Source organism: Pseudomonas orientalis, assembly GCF_022807995.1.
Taxonomy (GTDB): domain Bacteria; phylum Pseudomonadota; class Gammaproteobacteria; order Pseudomonadales; family Pseudomonadaceae; genus Aquipseudomonas; species Aquipseudomonas orientalis_B.
This window is the reverse complement of sequence record NZ_CP094351.1, coordinates 5,307,524-5,325,653: the sequence shown is the minus strand read 5'-3', so window position 1 is coordinate 5,325,653 and position 18,130 is coordinate 5,307,524. Positions and strand designations below refer to the sequence as shown.

The following is an 18,130-nucleotide window of genomic DNA, read 5'->3' as shown; positions in this document are numbered from 1 at the left end:
CCATGGCTTTCGAAGCAATGTTCCAGCCGATTCAGATCGGCAAACTGACCATTCGCAACCGCGTGCTCAGTACTGCCCACGCCGAGGTGTATGCCACCGACGGCGGCATGACCACCGACCGCTATGTGAAGTACTACGAAGAGAAAGCCAAGGGCGGTATCGGCCTGGCGATCTGCGGCGGTTCTTCGGTAGTGGCCATCGACAGCCCCCAGGAATGGTGGAGTTCGGTGAACCTGTCCACCGACCGCATCATCCCGCATTTCCAGAACCTGGCCGACGCCATGCACAAGCATGGCGCCAAGATCATGATCCAGATTACCCACATGGGCCGTCGTTCGCGTTGGGACGGCTTCAACTGGCCGACCCTGATGTCGCCGTCCGGCGTGCGTGAGCCGGTGCACCGTGCCACTTGCAAGACCATCGAGCCGGAAGAAATCTGGCGCGTGATCGGCAACTACGCCAGCGCCGCCAAGCGCGCCAAGGCCGGTGGCCTGGACGGCGTGGAACTGTCCGCCGTGCACCAGCACATGATCGACCAGTTCTGGAGCCCGCGCGTCAACAAGCGTACCGACGAATGGGGCGGCAGCTTCGAGGGCCGCATGAAATTTGGCCTGGAAGTGCTCAAGGCCGTGCGCGCCGAAGTGGGTGACGACTTCTGCGTGGGCATGCGCCTGTGCGGTGACGAGTTCCACCCGGACGGCTTGTCCCACGAGGACATGAAGCAGATCGCCAAGTATTACGACGACACCGGCATGCTCGACTTCATCGGCGTGGTGGGCTCGGGTTGCGACACCCACAACACCCTGGCCAACGTGATCCCGAACATGAGTTACCCGCCGGAGCCGTTCCTGCACCTGGCGGCCGGCATCAAGGAAGTGGTCAAGGTCCCGGTGCTGCACGCGCAGAACATCAAGGACCCGAACCAGGCCACGCGCATTCTGGAAGGCGGCTATGTGGACATGGTCGGCATGACCCGTGCGCACATCGCCGACCCGCACCTGATCGCCAAGATCAAAATGGGCCAGATCGACCAGATCAAGCAATGTGTCGGCGCCAACTACTGCATCGACCGCCAGTACCAGGGCCTGGATGTGCTGTGCATCCAGAACGCTGCGACGTCCCGCGAATACATGGGCGTGCCGCACATTATCGAGAAGTCCACCGGGCCCAAGCGCAAAGTCGTGGTGGTCGGTGCCGGCCCGGCCGGAATGGAAGCGGCGCGCGTCGCTGCCGAACGCGGTCATGACGTGACCCTGTTCGAGAAGAAAGAGTTTATCGGCGGGCAGATCACCACGGCCTCCAAAGCCCCGCAGCGCGACCAGATCGCCGGTATCACGCGCTGGTTCCAGTTGGAACTGGCGCGCTTGAAAGTCGACCTGCGCCTGGGCGTGGCGGCCGACGCCGAGACCATCCTCGACCTGCGCCCGGACGTGGTGGTGCTGGCGGTGGGCGGCCACCCGTTCATCGAGCAGAACGAACACTGGGGCGCTGCCGAAGGCCTGGTGGTGAGCAGTTGGGATGTGCTCGACGGCAAGGTTGCGCCAGGCAAGAACGTACTGGTGTACGACACCATCTGCGAATTCACCGGCATGTCGGTGGCGGATTTCCTGGCCGACAAAGGCTGCCAGGTGGAAATCGTCACCGACGATATCAAGCCGGGCGTGGCCATCGGCGGTACGTCGTTCCCGACTTACTACCGCAGCATGTACCCCAAGGAAGTGATCATGACCGGCGACATGATGCTGGAAAAGGTCTATCGCGAGGGCGACAAGCTGGTAGCGGTGCTGGAAAACGAATACACCGGGGCCAAAGAGGAGCGGGTGGTGGACCAGGTGGTGGTGGAGAACGGCGTACGCCCGGACGAAGCCATTTACTACGGGCTCAAGGAAGGCTCGCGCAACAAGGGCCAGATCGACGTTGAAGCCTTGTTTGCGATCAAGCCGCAGCCGTGCCTGAGCGAAGCGGGTGAAGGGTACTTGCTGTTCCGCATCGGCGACTGTGTGGCCCAGCGCAACACCCACGCCGCCATCTACGACGCCTTGCGCCTGTGCAAAGACTTTTGATGAGGTGAACGCGGTCAAATGTGGGAGGGGGCTTGCCCCCGATAGCGGTGGGTCAGCTACAGCTGTATCAACTGACACTCCGCCATCGGGGCAAGCCCCCTCCCACATTCAAGGCCAGTTTCACAGTAGGCCTGTGTGGTCTTTGGGAGCTTCACCATGTTGAACACCTTGCTGCCTATTCTTTTGTTTGCCGCTTTGGGCCTCGCCGTCCTCGGCGCCCTGCGCCGGGCGAACATGTGGCGCCGTGGCCGTGCCTCCAAAGTCGACCTGCTCGGCGGCCTGCTGGCCATGCCCAAGCGCTACATGGTCGATCTGCACCACGTGGTCGCCCGCGACAAGTACATCGCCAACACCCACGTCGCCACGGCGCTGGGTTTTGTGCTGTCGGCACTGCTGGCGATACTGGTGCACGGCTTCGGCCTGCAGAATCGCATCCTCGGCTATGCCTTGCTGTTGGCTTCGGTGCTGATGTTTGTGGGCGCGATCTTTATGTACCTGCGCCGCCGCAATCCGCCCGCACGCCTATCGAAAGGCCCATGGATGCGCCTGCCGAAAAGCCTGATGGCGTTTTCGGTGAGTTTCTTCCTGGTGACCCTGCCGGTCGCCGGAATTCTGCCCGCCGACTTTGGCGGCTGGCTGCTTGCTGCATTGCTGAGCGTGGGCGTGCTGTGGGGCGTGTCCGAAATGTTCTTCGGCATGACCTGGGGCGGCCCGATGAAACATGCGTTCGCCGGCGCCCTGCACCTGGCCTGGCACCGCCGCGCCGAGCGCTTCGGTGGCGGCCGTTCCACGGGTTTGAAACCGCTGGATCTGAGTGACAAGACCGCGCCACTGGGTGTGGAAAAACCCAAGGATTTCACCTGGAACCAACTGCTCGGCTTCGACGCGTGTGTGCAGTGCGGCAAGTGCGAAGCCGCGTGCCCGGCGTTCGCGGCCGGCCAGCCGTTGAACCCGAAAAAACTCATCCAGGACATGGTGGTCGGCCTCGCCGGTGGCACCGATGCCAGGTTCGCCGGCAGCCCGTATCCAGGCAAGCCGGTGGGCGAACACGGCGGCAACCCGCACCAGCCGATCGTCAACGGCCTGGTGGACGCCGAGACACTGTGGTCGTGCACCACCTGCCGCGCCTGCGTCGAAGAGTGCCCGATGATGATCGAGCACGTTGACGCCATCGTCGACATGCGTCGCCATCTCACCCTGGAGAAGGGCTCCACGCCGAACAAGGGCGCCGAAGTCCTGGAAAACCTGATCGCCACCGACAACCCCGGCGGCTTCGCTCCGGGCGGCCGCCTGAACTGGGCGGCGGATTTGAACCTGCCGCTGCTCAGCGACAAGGGCAGCTGCGACGTGCTGTTCTGGGTCGGTGACGGTGCTTTCGACATGCGTAACCAGCGCACCCTGCGCGCGTTCGTCAAGGTGCTCAAAGCGGCAGGTGTGGACTTCGCCGTACTCGGTCTTGAAGAGCGCGACAGCGGCGACGTGGCCCGACGCCTGGGTGATGAAGCGACTTTCCAACTGCTCGCCTCGCGCAATATCCAGACCCTGGCCAGGTACAGCTTCAAACGCATCGTCACCTGCGACCCGCACAGTTTCCATGTGTTAAAAAACGAGTACGGCGCCTTCAACGGCAATTACTCCGTGCAGCACCACAGCACCTTCATGGCCGAGCTGATCGGCGACGGCGCGCTGAACCTGGGCCAGCACAAAGGCAGCAGCGTGACTTATCACGACCCTTGCTACCTGGGCCGCTACAACGGCGAATACGAGGCGCCGCGCCAAGTGCTGCGCGCGTTGGGCATCGAGGTCAAGGAGATGCAGCGCTCGGGCTTCCGCTCACGCTGCTGCGGCGGCGGCGGTGGTGCACCCATCACTGACATTCCCGGCAAGCAACGGATCCCGGACATGCGCATGGAAGACATCCGCGAAACCGGCGCCGAGCTGGTGGCCGTGGGCTGCCCGCAGTGCACCGCGATGCTAGAAGGCGTGGTCGAGCCGCGACCCTTGATCAAGGACATTGCCGAGCTGGTGGCCGACGCGTTGCTGGAAGACGCCGCGCCAGCCAAAGCCCCGACCAAACGTGAACCTGCGCAGGTGCATATATGAGCGACATTATCCGCCGCGACCCACGGGCCGAATGGATCGCCCGCAACCGCCTTCACCCGCTGCACGCGGCGATGCAGCCGGTGCAACACAGTTGGATGGGGCCTAACGGCGTCATCCGCAAGAACGTGCATGGCATGGGGTTTATCGGCCCCAATGGCATCAAGCGCATCGACCGCAGCGGCGCCCAGCAGGGCGGCGCCGCCAAACGCACGGCGGCTGTGGAGGTGCAACTGCCGCTGCATCAGGTCCCGGCCCCGGCGTTCTACATCAATGTGGTACCCGACATGGTTGGCGGTCGCTTGAGCAGCCACGACCGCGATCTGCTCGGCCTGGCCCGGCAACTCGCCGGCAGCGACGGCGCGGTGCTGGCCGTGGTGTTTGGTGACCACAAGGAAACGGCCTTTGCCACCGCCGGCGTGGATCGCCTGCTGGTGCTGGAAGGCCGCGAATTCGACGGTTATTCACCTGAGCAACGTGTGCAAGGTTTGCGCGCTGTGGATAACCAGTTCAGCCCGCGTCACTGGTTGCTGCCGGACAGCCGCAGTGGCGGCGGCGAACTGGGCCGGCGCTTTGCCGCCAGCCTCAAGGAACGCCCGGCCACGCGGGTCTGGCAAATCAAGGGTGACGAATGCATCGGCCGTGCCGGCGCCGGCCAGGAAGACCTGGCGCGACCGCTGCCACGCCTGATCCTCGCCGCCGTCGAATGCGCCGATCCGGTCAGCGAAACACGGCATGAAGCCTTGCCGGTGGAGTTATCCACAACCCTGGCACGCAGCCTGCCGCGTATCGAAGACCTCGGCGCGGTGGCAGTGGACCCGGCGGCGATTCCGATGGCCGAAGCCGAATTCATTTTCTCCGGCGGTAACGGCGTGAAGGATTGGGCGCTGTTCCACCAGACCGCCGCCGCCCTGGGCGCCACCGAAGGCGCTTCACGGGTCGCGGTGGACGATGGCTTCATGGCACGTGATCGCCAGGTCGGCGCCAGCGGCACCTGGGTCACGGCGCGGGTGTACGTGGCCGTGGGTATTTCCGGGGCGATCCAGCACCTGCAGGGCATCGGTGCCTGCGACAAGGTGGTGGCGATCAACCTCGACCCCGGCTGCGACATGATCAAGCGTGCCGACCTGTCGGTGATCGGCGAAAGCGCCGCGATTCTGCACGCCTTGATCGCTGCGGTCGAGGCCTACCGCAACGGCGCCAAGCGCGATGCAGCCTAGGGACATGACCATGACAACCAATGTAATCAGCCTGGTATCCATCGGCGCTCACCCCACTTCCGGGCGCCCGCGCCGTGCCGAACAGGATGCGCGTGCCGTCGAGCTTGGCCTGCAAATGGCTGGGGATAAGTTGCAGGTGCTGCACGCCGGCGACATCAGCGAGCCGACCCTGCGCAGCTACCTGGGCATGGGGTTGGCCCAGATGCATGTACTGGAACAGCCGGCCGGTGCCGATGCGTTGCCGGTGCTGAGTGACTATTTGCGCGACGCCGGCGCCCAGGTGGTGCTCACTGGCAGCCAGGCGGAAACCGGCGAGGGTTCGGGCATGCTGCCGTTCCTGTTGGCGGAGCAGTTGGGCTGGCCGCTGATTGTAGGGCTGGCGCAGGTCGAGTCCATCGAGTCTGGCGTGGCCCATGTACTGCAGGCGTTGCCACGCGGCCAGCGACGGCGCTTGAAGGTGCGTCTGCCGTTTCTGGCGACGGTGGATAACGCCGCGCCCAAGCCGCGCCAGAGTGCGTACGGCCCGGCGCAACGTGGCGAGCTTGCCGCCCACGACGTCGAGATTGAACCGGATGAGTTATTCACAGGTGCGCTGCTGCAACCGGCCAAGCCCCGGCCCAAGCGTCTCAAGGTGATCAAAGCCAAGAGCGGCGCTGATCGTATGAAGGCTGCGACGGCCAAGGCCAGCGGGGGCGGTGGGCAGGTGCTCAAGGGCGTGAGTGCTGAAGAGGGCGCGCAAGCCATACTCAAATTGCTCATAGAAGAAGGCGTCGTACGCTGATCCCCTGTAGGAGCGAGCTTGCTCGCAAAAAACGTTAACGATAACGCAGCGTGTCCGGTTTTAACGCGGCGCTCTCTGGTTCTTCGCGAGCAAGCTCGCTCCTACAAGGGTTTACCCACAATCGCTGTTGATGCGCCTGTGGATAACCTGTTCGCGGTTGTCTGCATCCCCGGCGCATCATGCCCTGCAGCCCTCTGTACGAAAAATAACCAGTCTAACTGGCGGTTTTTAATGGGGTTTTTCCAGGGTGGGCGTACAGACTTGCCCCCAAAGTCTGTTGGCGCTTCTGTGGATAAGATGTTCGCTGTCGGCTGGGGGCCTTATAGATAAAGGCTTTGCTCAATATGATCAAAATATGATCAATTGTCGTATTTACCCCGCTAGACACCCCTGAATCCCCCGAGATATGCAGCTTTGAGGTGGTTTTCCACAGCTTGGGCAAAGTTGCCCCCAAAGTCTGTTGGTGCTTCTGTGGATAAGGTGTTCGCGTTCCGCTGCAGGGCACGTGATCCGGGGCTTTCAGTGGGCTGATCAAAAAACGATCAGTCACTTGTCAGATCCAGGGTTCTGAATAAGTCACGGATTTTCTTGGTTTAATTTTGGCGGTAGCCGCACTTGCCCACAATTGCTGTGGGTGGCTCTGTGGATAAGTTGTTGGGTAATCGTTGAAGCGCCCAGCTGCGGAGGGTTTCACTATTGCTGGTCAAATTTTGAACAGTTCAGATTTCAATGTGGGAGGGGGCTTGCCCCCGATAGCGGTGCATCAGCCAATAAAGTTGCTGGCTGAACCACTGCAATCGGGGGCAAGCCCCCTCCCACATTTGATCCACAGTGTGTCAGTTACTCGTGTGCGGCCACACCCTTGAGGTAAGGCGCTGGCGCCGCGCCGAGGTTGTTGAGCATGCGCTCGCTGTACCAGTCCACAAAATTCACCACACCGAACTCATAGGTCTTGGAGTACGGCCCCGGCTGGTAAGCGGTGGAGTTGATGCCACGCTGGTTCTCTTCGGCCAGGCGCCGGTCCTGGTCGTTGGTGGCGTCCCACACCTGGCGCATGCGCTCGACGTCGTAGTCCACGCCTTCCACGGCGTCCTTGTGCACGATCCACTTGGTGGTGACCATGGTTTCCTGGGCGCTGATCGGCCACACGGTAAACACGATGATGTGGTCGCCCATGCAGTGGTTCCACGAGTGGGGCAGGTGCAGGATTCGCATCGAGCCCAGGTCCGGGTTCTTGATGCGGCCCATGAGTTTGGCGCAGCCCTGCTTGCCGTCCAGGGTCATCGACACGGTGCCCTTGAGCAGCGGCATGCGCACGATGCGGTTACGCAGGCCGAAGCTGGCGTGGGCGTAAGGAATCTTTTCGGCATCCCAGGCGGCGGCCGAGGCGGCGACGTGATCCTTGAACGCCTGGTCGGCGCGCGGGTCGGTGACGTCGTCCCACTCCAGCAGGGTTTTCAGCAGTTCCGGGTGCGACGCGTTGCAGTGGTAGCACTCGCGGTTGTTTTCCAGTACCAGCTTCCAGTTGGCTTTCTCGAACAAGGTGGTCTGGATCGCCACCTTGGTGTTTTCCATGTCGTAGGGTTCCATGTAATGGTTGAGCGTCGACAGGAAGTCATCAATGGCCGGCGGGTTCTCGGCCAGGCTGATGAAAATGTAGCCGCCGGCGGTCTTCACGTTCACCGGTTTGAGGCCGTACTGCTTCATGTCGAAGTCGGCGCCCATCTCGGTGCCGGCGAACAATAGGCGACCGTCCAGCTCGTACGTCCACTGGTGGTAGTGGCAAACAAGCTTGGCAACCTTGCCCTTGTCGCTGGTGCACAAGCGCGAGCCGCGGTGGCGGCACACGTTGTGAAACGCATGCACCACGCCTTCGGCGCCACGGATCACGATGATCGGGTTCTTGCCCACTTGCAGGGTCAGGTAGTTGCCCTTGGTGGGGATCTCGCAGGTCATGCCGGCGATCAACCACTCTTTCTGAAAGATTTCCTGCATGTCGATATCGAACAACCGCTCATCAGAGTAAAACGGCTGCGGCAGCGAATAGGTGCGCTCGCGCTCTTGCAACATCTGCGCGGTGGCCTTGCGTGCGGGTTCCAGCGGATCGCCCAAGCTTAAGGTTGCGGTGACGTCCATCGTGTGTGTCCTCATGGCCATTCGGTGTGGCCGGCGAATAGTGGCTGATCAGGTTTGCAGCAAGGCGTAAAGAACGCGTCTTTGTTGGGAGCGAGTGTGGGCCCGGCGTTGGGTCGAACCTTATCCATGGGCGACATGGCCCAATCTGATCCCGACGCGCAAGCCCCTGTCGTTGGGGGCTGGTCGCGGTAAGTATGTGAATGTCGCAGATAGGTAAATGGGCGATTCGCGCGTTACGCAGAATCGCCACCATAAGGCCGAGCCTCGGCGGTGGAGAACAACATGTCCAACAGTTTCCTGAATCCGGTAACCACCCAGACCTGGGCCAATGGCCGGCACATCGTCCGTTGCGTCAAAGTCATCCAGGAAACCTGGGACGTGCGCACCTTCTGTTTCATGGCCGACCAGCCGATCCTGTTCTTTTTCAAGCCGGGGCAATTCGTCACCCTGGAGCTGGAGATCGAAGGCCAGCCGATCATGCGCTCGTACACCATTTCCAGTTCGCCGTCGGTGCCGTACAGCTTTTCTGTGACCATCAAGCGTGTACCGGGCGGCCGTGTTTCCAACTGGTTGCACGATACGCTGCATGAAGGCCAGGAACTGGCGGTGCACGGGCCGGTCGGGCTGTTCAATGCGATCGACTTCCCAAGCCCCAAAGTGCTGTACCTGAGCGGCGGCGTCGGCATTACGCCGGTCATGTCCATGGCGCGCTGGTTCTACGACACCAACGCCAATGTCGACATGACGTTCGTGCACAGTGCGCGCTCGCCCAAGGACATCATCTACCACCGCGAGCTGGAGCACATGGCGTCGCGGATCGACAACTTCAGCCTGCACCTGATCTGCGAGAAACACGGCTTGGGCGAACCCTGGGCGGGTTATCGCGGCTATCTGAACCACAAGATGCTGGAACTGATGGTGCCGGACTTCCTCGAGCGCGAAGTGTTCTGCTGCGGCCCCACACCGTACATGAGCGCGGTGAAGCGCCTGCTGGAAGCTGCCGGTTTCGATATGGCGCGCTATCACGAAGAATCCTTTGGCGCGACGCCACCGGAAGCCCGGGCCGACGCGGTAGAGCAGGCCGAACAGGCGGCGGATGCGCCGGAAGTCGACCTGGCCGATCTGCACCAAGTGGAATTCATCGCCTCCGGCAAAAGCATTCGCGTGGCGCCGGGTGAAACGGTGCATGCGGCGGCGGCCAAGCTTGGGCTGCTGATCCCCAAGGCGTGCGGCATGGGCATCTGCGGCACGTGCAAGGTGATGAAGCTGGGCGGGGAGGTCGAGATGGAGCACAACGGTGGGATCACCGAAGAGGACGAAGCCGAGGGTTATATCCTGTCGTGCTGCAGCGTGCCGAAGGGCGATGTGCGCATCGAGTTCTGACAGCCGATCGTTCCCACTTCGCGTGGGAACGAACAGAGTGAAGGGTTACTGGGCGTAGATATGAACGACGAAGTGCTGAGCGGAGGCTGTCAGTTCATAGACTTTGTCGTAGACCCTCAGCGTCCTTGATGGCTCGCGGATGGTGTCGCCGACCTTTGCGTATTTCCTGAACTCGTCCCAGTCGATAATGGTGGTGCTGACGGTGTTGTCGCCTTGCACCAGTGTATTGACGTTGCTTTGATATTCCATGATTGAACTCTCCATTGGATGTGCCGCCGACTATTCGACAGGCAATAAACCCGGAAGGTGGCAGATATCGCTGCGTTTTCCTTCCGGGTTCCAAGAGGCTAGACAATGAAATTCAAGTGCGCTGCTGTCAGAAATATCAAAAAACAGACTCGGCAATCGGCCAGCACCGGCCTGTCTGGTTTCTACTTCAAGCGTTCATCACTTCCCTGATGTCGGCGGCCAATTCTCTTACACGCTCTTCTTCGGTATCCCACGCACACATGAAGCGCGCGCCGCCTTTGCCGATGAAGGTATAGAAGCGCCAGCCCTTGGCCGTCAGGACTGCGATAGCCGGCTCGGAGAGTTGCAGGAACACGCCGTTGGCCTGCACCGGAAACATCAATTCCACGCCGGGAATGTCCGCCACCAGGCTGCTGAGCAATTGTGCGCAGTGGTTGGCGTGGCGTGCATGCTTGAGCCAGGCATCGTTTTCCAGCAAGCCCACCCACGGTGCGGACAGGAAGCGCATCTTCGACGCGAGCTGGCCGGCCTGTTTGCAGCGGTAATCGAAGTCTTCGGCCAGCTTGTGGTTGAAGAACAGGATCGCCTCACCCACGGCCATGCCGTTCTTGGTGCCACCAAAGCACAGCACGTCCACACCGGCCTTCCAGGTCAGGTCGGCCGGCGAACAGCCGAGAAACGCACAGGCGTTGGAGAAGCGCGCGCCGTCCATATGCAGGTTCAGGCCCAGCTCTTTGCAGGTGGCGCTGATGGCACGGATTTCTTCCGGGGTGTAGACGCTGCCGACTTCGGTGGCCTGGGTGAGGGTGACCACGCGTGGTTTGGGATAGTGAATGTCCTGGCGCTTGAGGGCGATCTCGCGGATCGACTCAGGGGTCAGCTTACCGTTTTCGGTGCGCGCAGTGAGCAGTTTGGAGCCGTTGGAGAAAAACTCCGGCGCGCCGCATTCGTCGGTCTCGACGTGGGCGGTTTCCGAGCAAATCACGCTATGGTAGCTCTGGCACAGCGAGGACAATGCCAGGGAGTTGGCGGCGGTGCCGTTGAAGGCGAAGAACACTTCACAGTCGGTTTCGAACAGATTGCGGAAACCGTCGGCGGCGCGATGGGTCCACTCATCATCGCCGTAGGCGCGCTGATGGCCCTGGTTGGCTTGTTCCATGGCGGCCCAGGCTTCCGGGCAGATGCCGGAATAGTTGTCGCTGGCGAATTGTTGGCTCTTGTCAGTCATGGCCCATTCCTGTGGTCGATGTTGGTGCGCACTTTAACCAAGATTGGGAGGGGGGCGCACGCACTGTAAATGCAAAGTCGGTGGGGAATTATGCACGGTACTGACACCTTGCCTGTCGGACGTGTCCGAGATGGCGCTTTGGACCTGCTCAAGTGGCTGGCGCTGCTGAGCATGGTGCTCGATCATCTGCGCTACGTGGGCTTGAGCCTCGATGGCTTGTATGTGCCGGGGCGCCTGGCGTTCCCATGGTTTTGCCTGGCGATTGCGGCGAATTTGCACCGGGCTCGAAACGCCCCGGTGACCGGCCACTGGCGCTACTTGGGTTGGTTGTTGCTGTTCAGCGTGATCAGCGAAGTGCCGTATCGGATGTTCATCGAAGACGTCGACACCTTGAACGTGTTGCCGACCTTGGCGCTGGGTTTGCTGGTTGCCCGAGGATGGCAGCAGAACACGTTGGTTGATCGAGGATTGGCGCTGATCGCTGTCACAATAGCGGCCGTGTTTTCAACGCAGCTGATGTTCGGTTTCTTTGGTGCAGTGCTGCCGCTGGCGATGCTGCTGGTGTTTCGCCGGCCCTGGTATTTCAGCGTGCTGCCGGGTCTGGTCTGCGTCGCTGCCAATCAATGGCAGATTCTGCTCAATAGCGGCAGCCTGGTGGCGATGCTTGGGTTGGCGACGTGTCTGGTTGCGCCGTTGGCAGGGTTGGTCTTATTGCGACATGCCAAAAATGTTTCGCCACCGGCCATGCGCCGTTGGGCCTATGCCCTTTATCCAATGCACTTCCTCCTGCTACTCCTCGTCCGCAAGATCATCGCCTGACCCCTGTGGGAGGGGGCTTGCCCCCGATTGCGGAGTGTCAGTCACCGCATGTACGAGATGATCCACCGCCATCGGGGGCAAGCCCCCTCCCACATTTGTTCTGTGTCTCTGAAGGAATGTCGTAAACGCACCTTTGCGTGGCGTGCGCAGGCATTTGGCCCGCACGCGCCAGCCCTACCATCGCATCAAAGGGCCCTGCGAGGGCCTCAACAATACGAAAGGCTGGGAGAGACGCGATGTTCAGCAAACAAGACCAGATTCAGGGATATGACGACGCACTGCTGGCGGCCATGAATGCCGAGGAGCAGCGTCAGGAAGATCATATCGAGCTGATCGCGTCGGAGAACTACACCAGCAAACGTGTGATGCAAGCGCAAGGCAGCGGCCTCACCAACAAATATGCCGAAGGCTACCCGGGCAAGCGCTACTACGGTGGCTGCGAGCACGTGGACAAGGTCGAGGCCCTGGCCATCGAGCGCGCCAAGCAGCTGTTCGGCGCCGATTACGCCAATGTGCAGCCGCACTCCGGCTCGTCTGCCAACAGCGCGGTGTACCTGGCGCTGATCAATGCCGGCGACACCATCCTGGGCATGAGCCTGGCCCACGGCGGCCACCTGACCCACGGCGCCAAGGTGTCGTCCTCGGGCAAGCTGTACAACGCGGTGCAATACGGCATCAACACCGACACCGGCCTGATCGACTATGACGAAGTCGAGCGCCTGGCCGTGGAGCACCAGCCGAAGATGGTCGTGGCCGGTTTTTCCGCCTACTCCAAGACCCTGGATTTCCCACGCTTCCGTGCGATTGCCGACAAGGTGGGCGCGCTGCTGTTCGTCGACATGGCCCACGTCGCCGGCCTGGTCGCCGCCGGCCTGTACCCGAACCCGCTGCCCTACGCCGACGTGGTCACCACCACCACCCACAAGACCCTGCGCGGTCCGCGTGGCGGCCTGATCCTGGCCAAGGCCAACGAAGCCATCGAGAAGAAACTCAACGCCGCCGTGTTCCCCGGCGCCCAGGGCGGCCCGCTGATGCATGTGATCGCCGGCAAGGCGGTGTGCTTCAAGGAAGCGCTGGAGCCAGGCTTCAAGGCCTACCAGCAACAGGTGATCGACAACGCCCAGGCGATGGCCGAGGTGTTCATCAAACGCGGCTATGACGTGGTCTCCGGCGGTACTGATAACCACTTGTTCCTGGTCAGCCTGATCCGTCAGGGCCTCACCGGCAAAGACGCGGACGCCGCCCTAGGTCGGGCCCACATCACCGTCAACAAGAACGCCGTGCCGAATGACCCGCAGTCGCCGTTCGTGACCTCGGGCCTGCGTATCGGCACCCCGGCGGTGACCACCCGTGGCTTCAAGGTGCCGCAGTGCATCGAACTGGCCGGCTGGATCTGCGACATCCTCGACAACCTCGGCGACGCCGACGTCGAGGCCAACGTGGCCAAGCACGTGTCTGCCCTGTGCGCTGATTTCCCGGTTTATCGCTGAGCGCGGTTTTGGAGTAATGACTATGCAACGCTACTCGGGCTTCGGCCTCTTCAAGCACTCCCTCAGCCATCACGAAAACTGGCAGAAGATGTGGCGCACGCCGACCCCGAAAAAGGTCTACGACGTGGTCATCGTCGGCGGCGGCGGGCATGGTCTGGCGACCGCCTACTACCTGGCCAAAGAGCACGGCATCACCAACGTGGCCGTGGTCGAGAAAGGCTGGCTGGGCGGCGGTAACACCGCGCGCAACACCACCATCGTGCGTTCCAACTACCTGTGGGACGAGTCGGCGCACCTGTACGAACACGCGATGAAACTCTGGGAAGGCCTGTCCCAGGACCTGAACTACAACGTGATGTTCTCCCAGCGTGGCGTGTACAACCTGTGCCACACCCTGCAGGACATCCGGGATTCCGAGCGTCGCGTCAGCGCCAACCGCCTCAACGGCGTGGACGGCGAGCTGCTCAACGCCAAGCAGGTGGCCGACGAAATCCCGTACCTCGACTGCTCGAAGAACACCCGCTACCCGGTACTCGGCGCCACCGTGCAACGTCGCGGCGGCGTGGCCCGTCACGATGCCGTGGCCTGGGGCTTCGCCCGCGCTGCCGACGCCCTTGGCGTGGACCTGATCCAGCAGACCGAAGTGATCGGCTTTCGCAAGGAAAACGGCGTGTGCATCGGCGTGGAAACCAACAAGGGCTTTATTGGCGCCAAGCGCGTCGGTGTGGTCACCGCCGGTAACTCCGGGCACATGGCCTCGCTGGCCGGTTTCCGCCTGCCGATCGAATCCCACCCGCTGCAAGCCCTGGTGTCGGAGCCGATCAAGCCGATTATCGACAGCGTGATCATGTCCAACGCGGTGCACGGCTACATCAGCCAGTCCGACAAGGGCGACCTGGTGATCGGCGCCGGTATCGACGGCTACAACGGCTACGGCCAGCGCGGCTCGTACCCGGTGATCGAACACACCATCCAGGCCATCGTCGAGATGTTCCCGGTGCTGTCCCGCGTGCGCATGAACCGCCAGTGGGGCGGCATCGTCGACACCACGCCGGACGCGTGCCCGATCATTTCCAAGACCCCGGTACCGAACATGTTCTTCAACTGCGGGTGGGGCACCGGTGGCTTCAAGGCCACCCCAGGCTCGGGCAACGTGTTTGCCGCGAGCCTGGCCAAGGGTGAAATGCACCCGCTGGCCGCACCTTTCTCCATCGACCGTTTCCACAACGGTGCGCTGATCGACGAACACGGCGCTGCGGCCGTCGCCCACTAACAGGAGAAATTTCCTATGTTGCATATCTTCTGTCCTCACTGTGGCGAACTGCGCTCCGAAGAGGAATTCCACGCGTCCGGCCAAGCGCACATCCCGCGCCCGCTGGACCCGAATGCCTGCACCGACGCGCAGTGGGGCGACTACATGTTCTTTCGCGACAACCCTCGTGGCCTGCATCACGAACTGTGGATTCACGCCGCCGGTTGCCGTCAGTACTTCAACGCCACCCGTGACACCGTCACCTACGAAATTCTTGAAACCTACAAGATCGGTGAGAAGCCTCAGTTCACCGCCAAGGCCTCTGGAGAGAAGGTATGAGCCAGATCAATCGCCTGTCCAACGGTGGCCGGATCGACCGCAATAAAGTCCTGACCTTCACGTTCAACGGCCAGAGCTACAGAGGCTTTGAAGGCGACACCCTGGCCGCCGCCCTGCTGGCCAACGGTGTCGACATCATCGGCCGCAGCTTCAAGTACTCGCGCCCTCGCGGCATCTTTGCTGCGGGCGCCGAAGAGCCGAACGCGGTACTGCAGATCGGCGCCACCGAAGCCACCCAGATTCCCAACGTGCGCGCCACGCAACAGGCGCTGTACCAGGGTTTGGTCGCCACCAGCACCAATGGCTGGCCGAGCGTGAACAACGACATGATGGGCATTCTCGGCAAGGTCGGCGGCAAGCTGATGCCGCCGGGTTTCTACTACAAAACCTTCATGTACCCGCAATCGTTCTGGATGACCTACGAGAAGTACATTCGTAAGGCCGCTGGTTTGGGCCGCTCGCCGACCGAGAACGACCCGGACACCTACGACAACTTCAACCGTCATTGCGACGTGCTGGTGGTTGGCGCAGGCCCGGCTGGTCTCGCCGCTGCCCTGGCGGCTGCGCGCAGCGGTGCCCGCGTGATCCTCGCCGATGAGCAGGAAGAGTTCGGCGGCTCCTTGCTCGATTCGCGCGAAAGCCTCGACGGCAAGCCGGCTACCGAGTGGGTCGCCAGCGTGATCGCTGAATTGAAAGCCCTGCCGGACGTGGTGCTGCTGCCCCGCGCCACCGTCAACGGCTACCACGACCATAACTTCCTGACCATTCACGAACGCCTCACCGACCACCTTGGCGACCGTGCGCCGATCGGTGTGGTGCGCCAGCGTATCCACCGTGTGCGGGCCAAGCGTGTGGTATTGGCCACCGGTGCGTGTGAGCGCCCGCTGGTGTATGGCAACAACGATGTGCCGGGCAACATGCTGGCCGGTGCGGTCTCCACCTACGTGCGCCGCTACGGCGTGGCGCCGGGTAAAAAACTGCTGCTGTCGACCAACAACGATCATGCCTACCGCGTTGCGCTGGATTGGTTCGATGCGGGCCTCACCGTTGTCGCGGTGGCCGATGCGCGTCACAACCCACGCGGTGCACTGGTTGAAGAAGCTCGCGCCAAAGGTATTCGCATCCTCACCGGCAGCGCCGTGATCGAAGCCCGTGGCAGCAAGCATGTGACCGGTGCGCGCGTGGCGGCAATTGATGTCAAGGCCTATAAAGTCACCAGCCCCGGCGAGTGGCTGGACTGCGACCTGGTGGCCAGCTCCGGCGGCTACAGCCCGGTGGTGCACCTGGCTTCGCACTTGGGCGGCAAGCCGACCTGGCGTGAAGATATCCTCGGTTTTGTACCGGGCGAAGCACCGCAGAAACGCGTGTGCGTCGGCGGCATCAACGGCGTCTACGGCCTTGGCGATTCCCTGGCCGATGGTTTTGAAGGCGGCGTGCGCGCGGCCAGCGAAGCGGGTTTCGCCCCGGTTGAAGGCGTGTTGCCTAAGGCCTTGAGCCGTCTGGAAGAACCGACCCTGGCGCTGTTCCAGGTGCCCCACGAAAAAGCCACTGCTCGGGCGCCGAAGCAATTTGTCGACCTGCAGAACGACGTGACCGCCGCCGCCATCGAACTGGCCACCCGCGAAGGCTTCGAGTCGGTCGAACACGTCAAGCGCTACACCGCGCTGGGCTTCGGCACCGACCAGGGCAAGCTGGGTAACGTCAACGGTTTGGCCATCGCGGCGCGCTCGCTGAACGTGACCATCCCGCAGATGGGCACCACCATGTTCCGCCCGAACTACACGCCGGTCACCTTCGGCGCGATTGCCGGCCGTCATTGCGGGCACATCTTCGAACCGGTTCGCTATACGGCGCTGCAAGCCTGGCACGTGAAGAACGGCGCCGAGTTTGAAGACGTCGGCCAGTGGAAACGCCCCTGGTATTTCCCACGCAACGGTGAAGACCTGCACGCTGCGGTAAAACGCGAATGCCTGGCGGTGCGTGACAGTGTCGGCCTCTTGGATGCGTCGACACTCGGCAAGATCGATATCCAGGGCCCGGATGCGCGTGAGTTTCTTAACCGCATTTACAGCAACGCCTGGACCAAGCTCGACGTGGGCAAGGCGCGCTACGGCCTGATGTGCAAGGAAGACGGCATGGTCTTCGACGACGGCGTTACCGCCTGTCTGGCCGACAACCACTTCCTGATGACCACCACCACCGGCGGCGCCGCTCGCGTCCTCCAATGGCTGGAAATCTATCAACAGACCGAATGGCCGAACCTCAAGGTGTATTTCACCTCGGTCACCGACCACTGGGCGACGATGACCTTGTCCGGCCCCAACAGCCGCAAGCTGCTGGCGCAAGTGACTGATATCGACCTGGACAAGGACGGCTTCCCGTTCATGACCTGGAAGGAAGGCCTGGTTGGCGGCGTACCGGCGCGGGTGTTCCGTATCTCGTTTACCGGCGAGCTGTCGTACGAAGTCAACGTGCAGGCCGACTACGCCATGGGCGTGCTGGAACAGATCGTCGAGGCGGGCAAACAGTACAACCTGACTCCGTACGGCACCGAAACCATGCACGTACTGCGCGCCGAGAAGGGCTTCATCATCGTCGGCCAGGACACCGACGGCTCGATGACCCCGGACGACCTGAACATGGGCTGGTGCGTGGGCCGTACCAAACCGTTTTCGTGGATCGGCTGGCGTGGGATGAACCGCGAAGATTGCGTGCGTGAAGAGCGCAAGCAACTGGTGGGCTTGAAGCCGATCGATCCGACTGTGTGGTTGCCGGAAGGCGCGCAGCTGGTGTTCGATGCGAAGCAGACGATTCCGATGAAAATGGTCGGTCATGTGACCTCAAGCTATGCACACAACTCCCTGGGTTATTCGTTTGCCATGGGTGTGGTGAAGGGCGGCTTGAAGCGCATCGGCGAGCGGGTGTTCTCGCCGCAGGCCGATGGCAGCGTGATCGAGGCGGAGATTGTGTCCTCGGTGTTCTTTGACCCGAAGGGCGAGCGGCAGAACATCTGATAGACCGCGGCGCGCCCATCGGGGGCAAGCCCCCTCCCACAGGGGAATGCATTTCA

General features: G+C 62.1%; 13 protein-coding genes. 10 read left to right on the top strand and 3 right to left on the bottom strand.

The window, feature by feature from the left end; genetic code table 11:
- Positions 1-2: 2 nt before the first annotated feature.
- From dgcA to MRY17_RS23895, 4 genes are all read left to right on the top strand, one after another.
- Entirely contained in the window at positions 3-2,063 is a 2,061-nt protein-coding gene (gene dgcA / locus MRY17_RS23910; RefSeq protein ID WP_181284364.1) for a dimethylglycine demethylation protein DgcA, read from the top strand.
- A gap of 156 nt (positions 2,064-2,219) precedes the next feature.
- Positions 2,220-4,166 (top strand): dimethylglycine demethylation protein DgcB, encoded by a 1,947-nt coding sequence (gene dgcB / locus MRY17_RS23905; protein ID WP_243352968.1) that lies wholly within the window; start codon positions 2,220-2,222, stop codon positions 4,164-4,166.
- Positions 4,163-5,383 carry an electron transfer flavoprotein subunit alpha/FixB family protein gene (locus tag MRY17_RS23900; RefSeq protein ID WP_243352967.1) on the top strand — a complete coding sequence of 407 codons (1,221 nt, stop codon included), beginning with the start codon at positions 4,163-4,165 and terminating at the stop codon, positions 5,381-5,383. The genes dgcB and MRY17_RS23900 overlap by 4 nt, the downstream gene beginning before the upstream one ends.
- Before the next feature lie 10 nt (positions 5,384-5,393).
- The gene (locus MRY17_RS23895) at positions 5,394-6,164 is read left to right on the top strand and encodes an electron transfer flavoprotein subunit beta (protein ID WP_191953051.1); all 771 of its coding nucleotides are present in this window, start codon (positions 5,394-5,396) and stop codon (positions 6,162-6,164) included.
- A gap of 840 nt (positions 6,165-7,004) precedes the next feature.
- Here MRY17_RS23895 and gbcA read toward each other — a convergent pair.
- A complete protein-coding gene (gene gbcA, locus MRY17_RS23890) occupies positions 7,005-8,300 on the bottom strand; it encodes a glycine-betaine demethylase subunit GbcA (protein ID WP_104504954.1) in 1,296 nt (431 codons plus the stop codon).
- 282 nt (positions 8,301-8,582) lie between these two features.
- On the opposite strand from gbcA, the gene gbcB reads away from it, so the two are divergent.
- Positions 8,583-9,683 (top strand): glycine-betaine demethylase subunit GbcB, encoded by a 1,101-nt coding sequence (gbcB, locus tag MRY17_RS23885; protein WP_057723602.1) that lies wholly within the window; start codon positions 8,583-8,585, stop codon positions 9,681-9,683.
- Positions 9,684-9,728: 45 nt separating this feature from the next.
- Here gbcB and MRY17_RS23880 read toward each other — a convergent pair whose 3' ends face one another.
- Together MRY17_RS23880 and MRY17_RS23875 are read right to left on the bottom strand one after the other, a co-directional pair.
- Positions 9,729-9,932: a hypothetical protein gene (locus MRY17_RS23880; RefSeq protein ID WP_181284368.1), complete on the bottom strand. Its 204-nt coding sequence runs from the start codon at positions 9,930-9,932 to the stop codon at positions 9,729-9,731.
- Between the two features lie 187 nt (positions 9,933-10,119).
- Entirely contained in the window at positions 10,120-11,160 is a 1,041-nt protein-coding gene (locus tag MRY17_RS23875; protein ID WP_243352966.1) for a low specificity L-threonine aldolase, read from the bottom strand.
- Positions 11,161-11,250: 90 nt separating this feature from the next.
- On the opposite strand from MRY17_RS23875, the gene MRY17_RS23870 reads away from it, so the two are divergent.
- From MRY17_RS23870 to MRY17_RS23850, 5 genes are all read left to right on the top strand, one after another.
- Positions 11,251-11,979 (top strand): TraX family protein, encoded by a 729-nt coding sequence (locus MRY17_RS23870; protein ID WP_191953049.1) that lies wholly within the window; start codon positions 11,251-11,253, stop codon positions 11,977-11,979.
- A 236-nt stretch (positions 11,980-12,215) separates the two neighbouring features.
- Positions 12,216-13,469, top strand: a complete 1,254-nt coding sequence (gene glyA, locus MRY17_RS23865) for a serine hydroxymethyltransferase (protein ID WP_181284370.1) — start codon at positions 12,216-12,218, stop codon at positions 13,467-13,469.
- A 22-nt stretch (positions 13,470-13,491) separates the two neighbouring features.
- On the top strand, positions 13,492-14,742 hold the full coding sequence (locus tag MRY17_RS23860; RefSeq protein ID WP_010207084.1) for a sarcosine oxidase subunit beta: 1,251 nt from the start codon (positions 13,492-13,494) through the stop codon (positions 14,740-14,742).
- A 15-nt stretch (positions 14,743-14,757) separates the two neighbouring features.
- On the top strand, positions 14,758-15,060 hold the full coding sequence (locus MRY17_RS23855; RefSeq protein ID WP_057723608.1) for a sarcosine oxidase subunit delta: 303 nt from the start codon (positions 14,758-14,760) through the stop codon (positions 15,058-15,060).
- Positions 15,057-18,074 carry a sarcosine oxidase subunit alpha gene (locus tag MRY17_RS23850; RefSeq protein WP_243352965.1) on the top strand — a complete coding sequence of 1,006 codons (3,018 nt, stop codon included), beginning with the start codon at positions 15,057-15,059 and terminating at the stop codon, positions 18,072-18,074. The genes MRY17_RS23855 and MRY17_RS23850 overlap by 4 nt, the downstream gene beginning before the upstream one ends.
- The last annotated feature ends 56 nt before the right edge of the window (positions 18,075-18,130 follow it).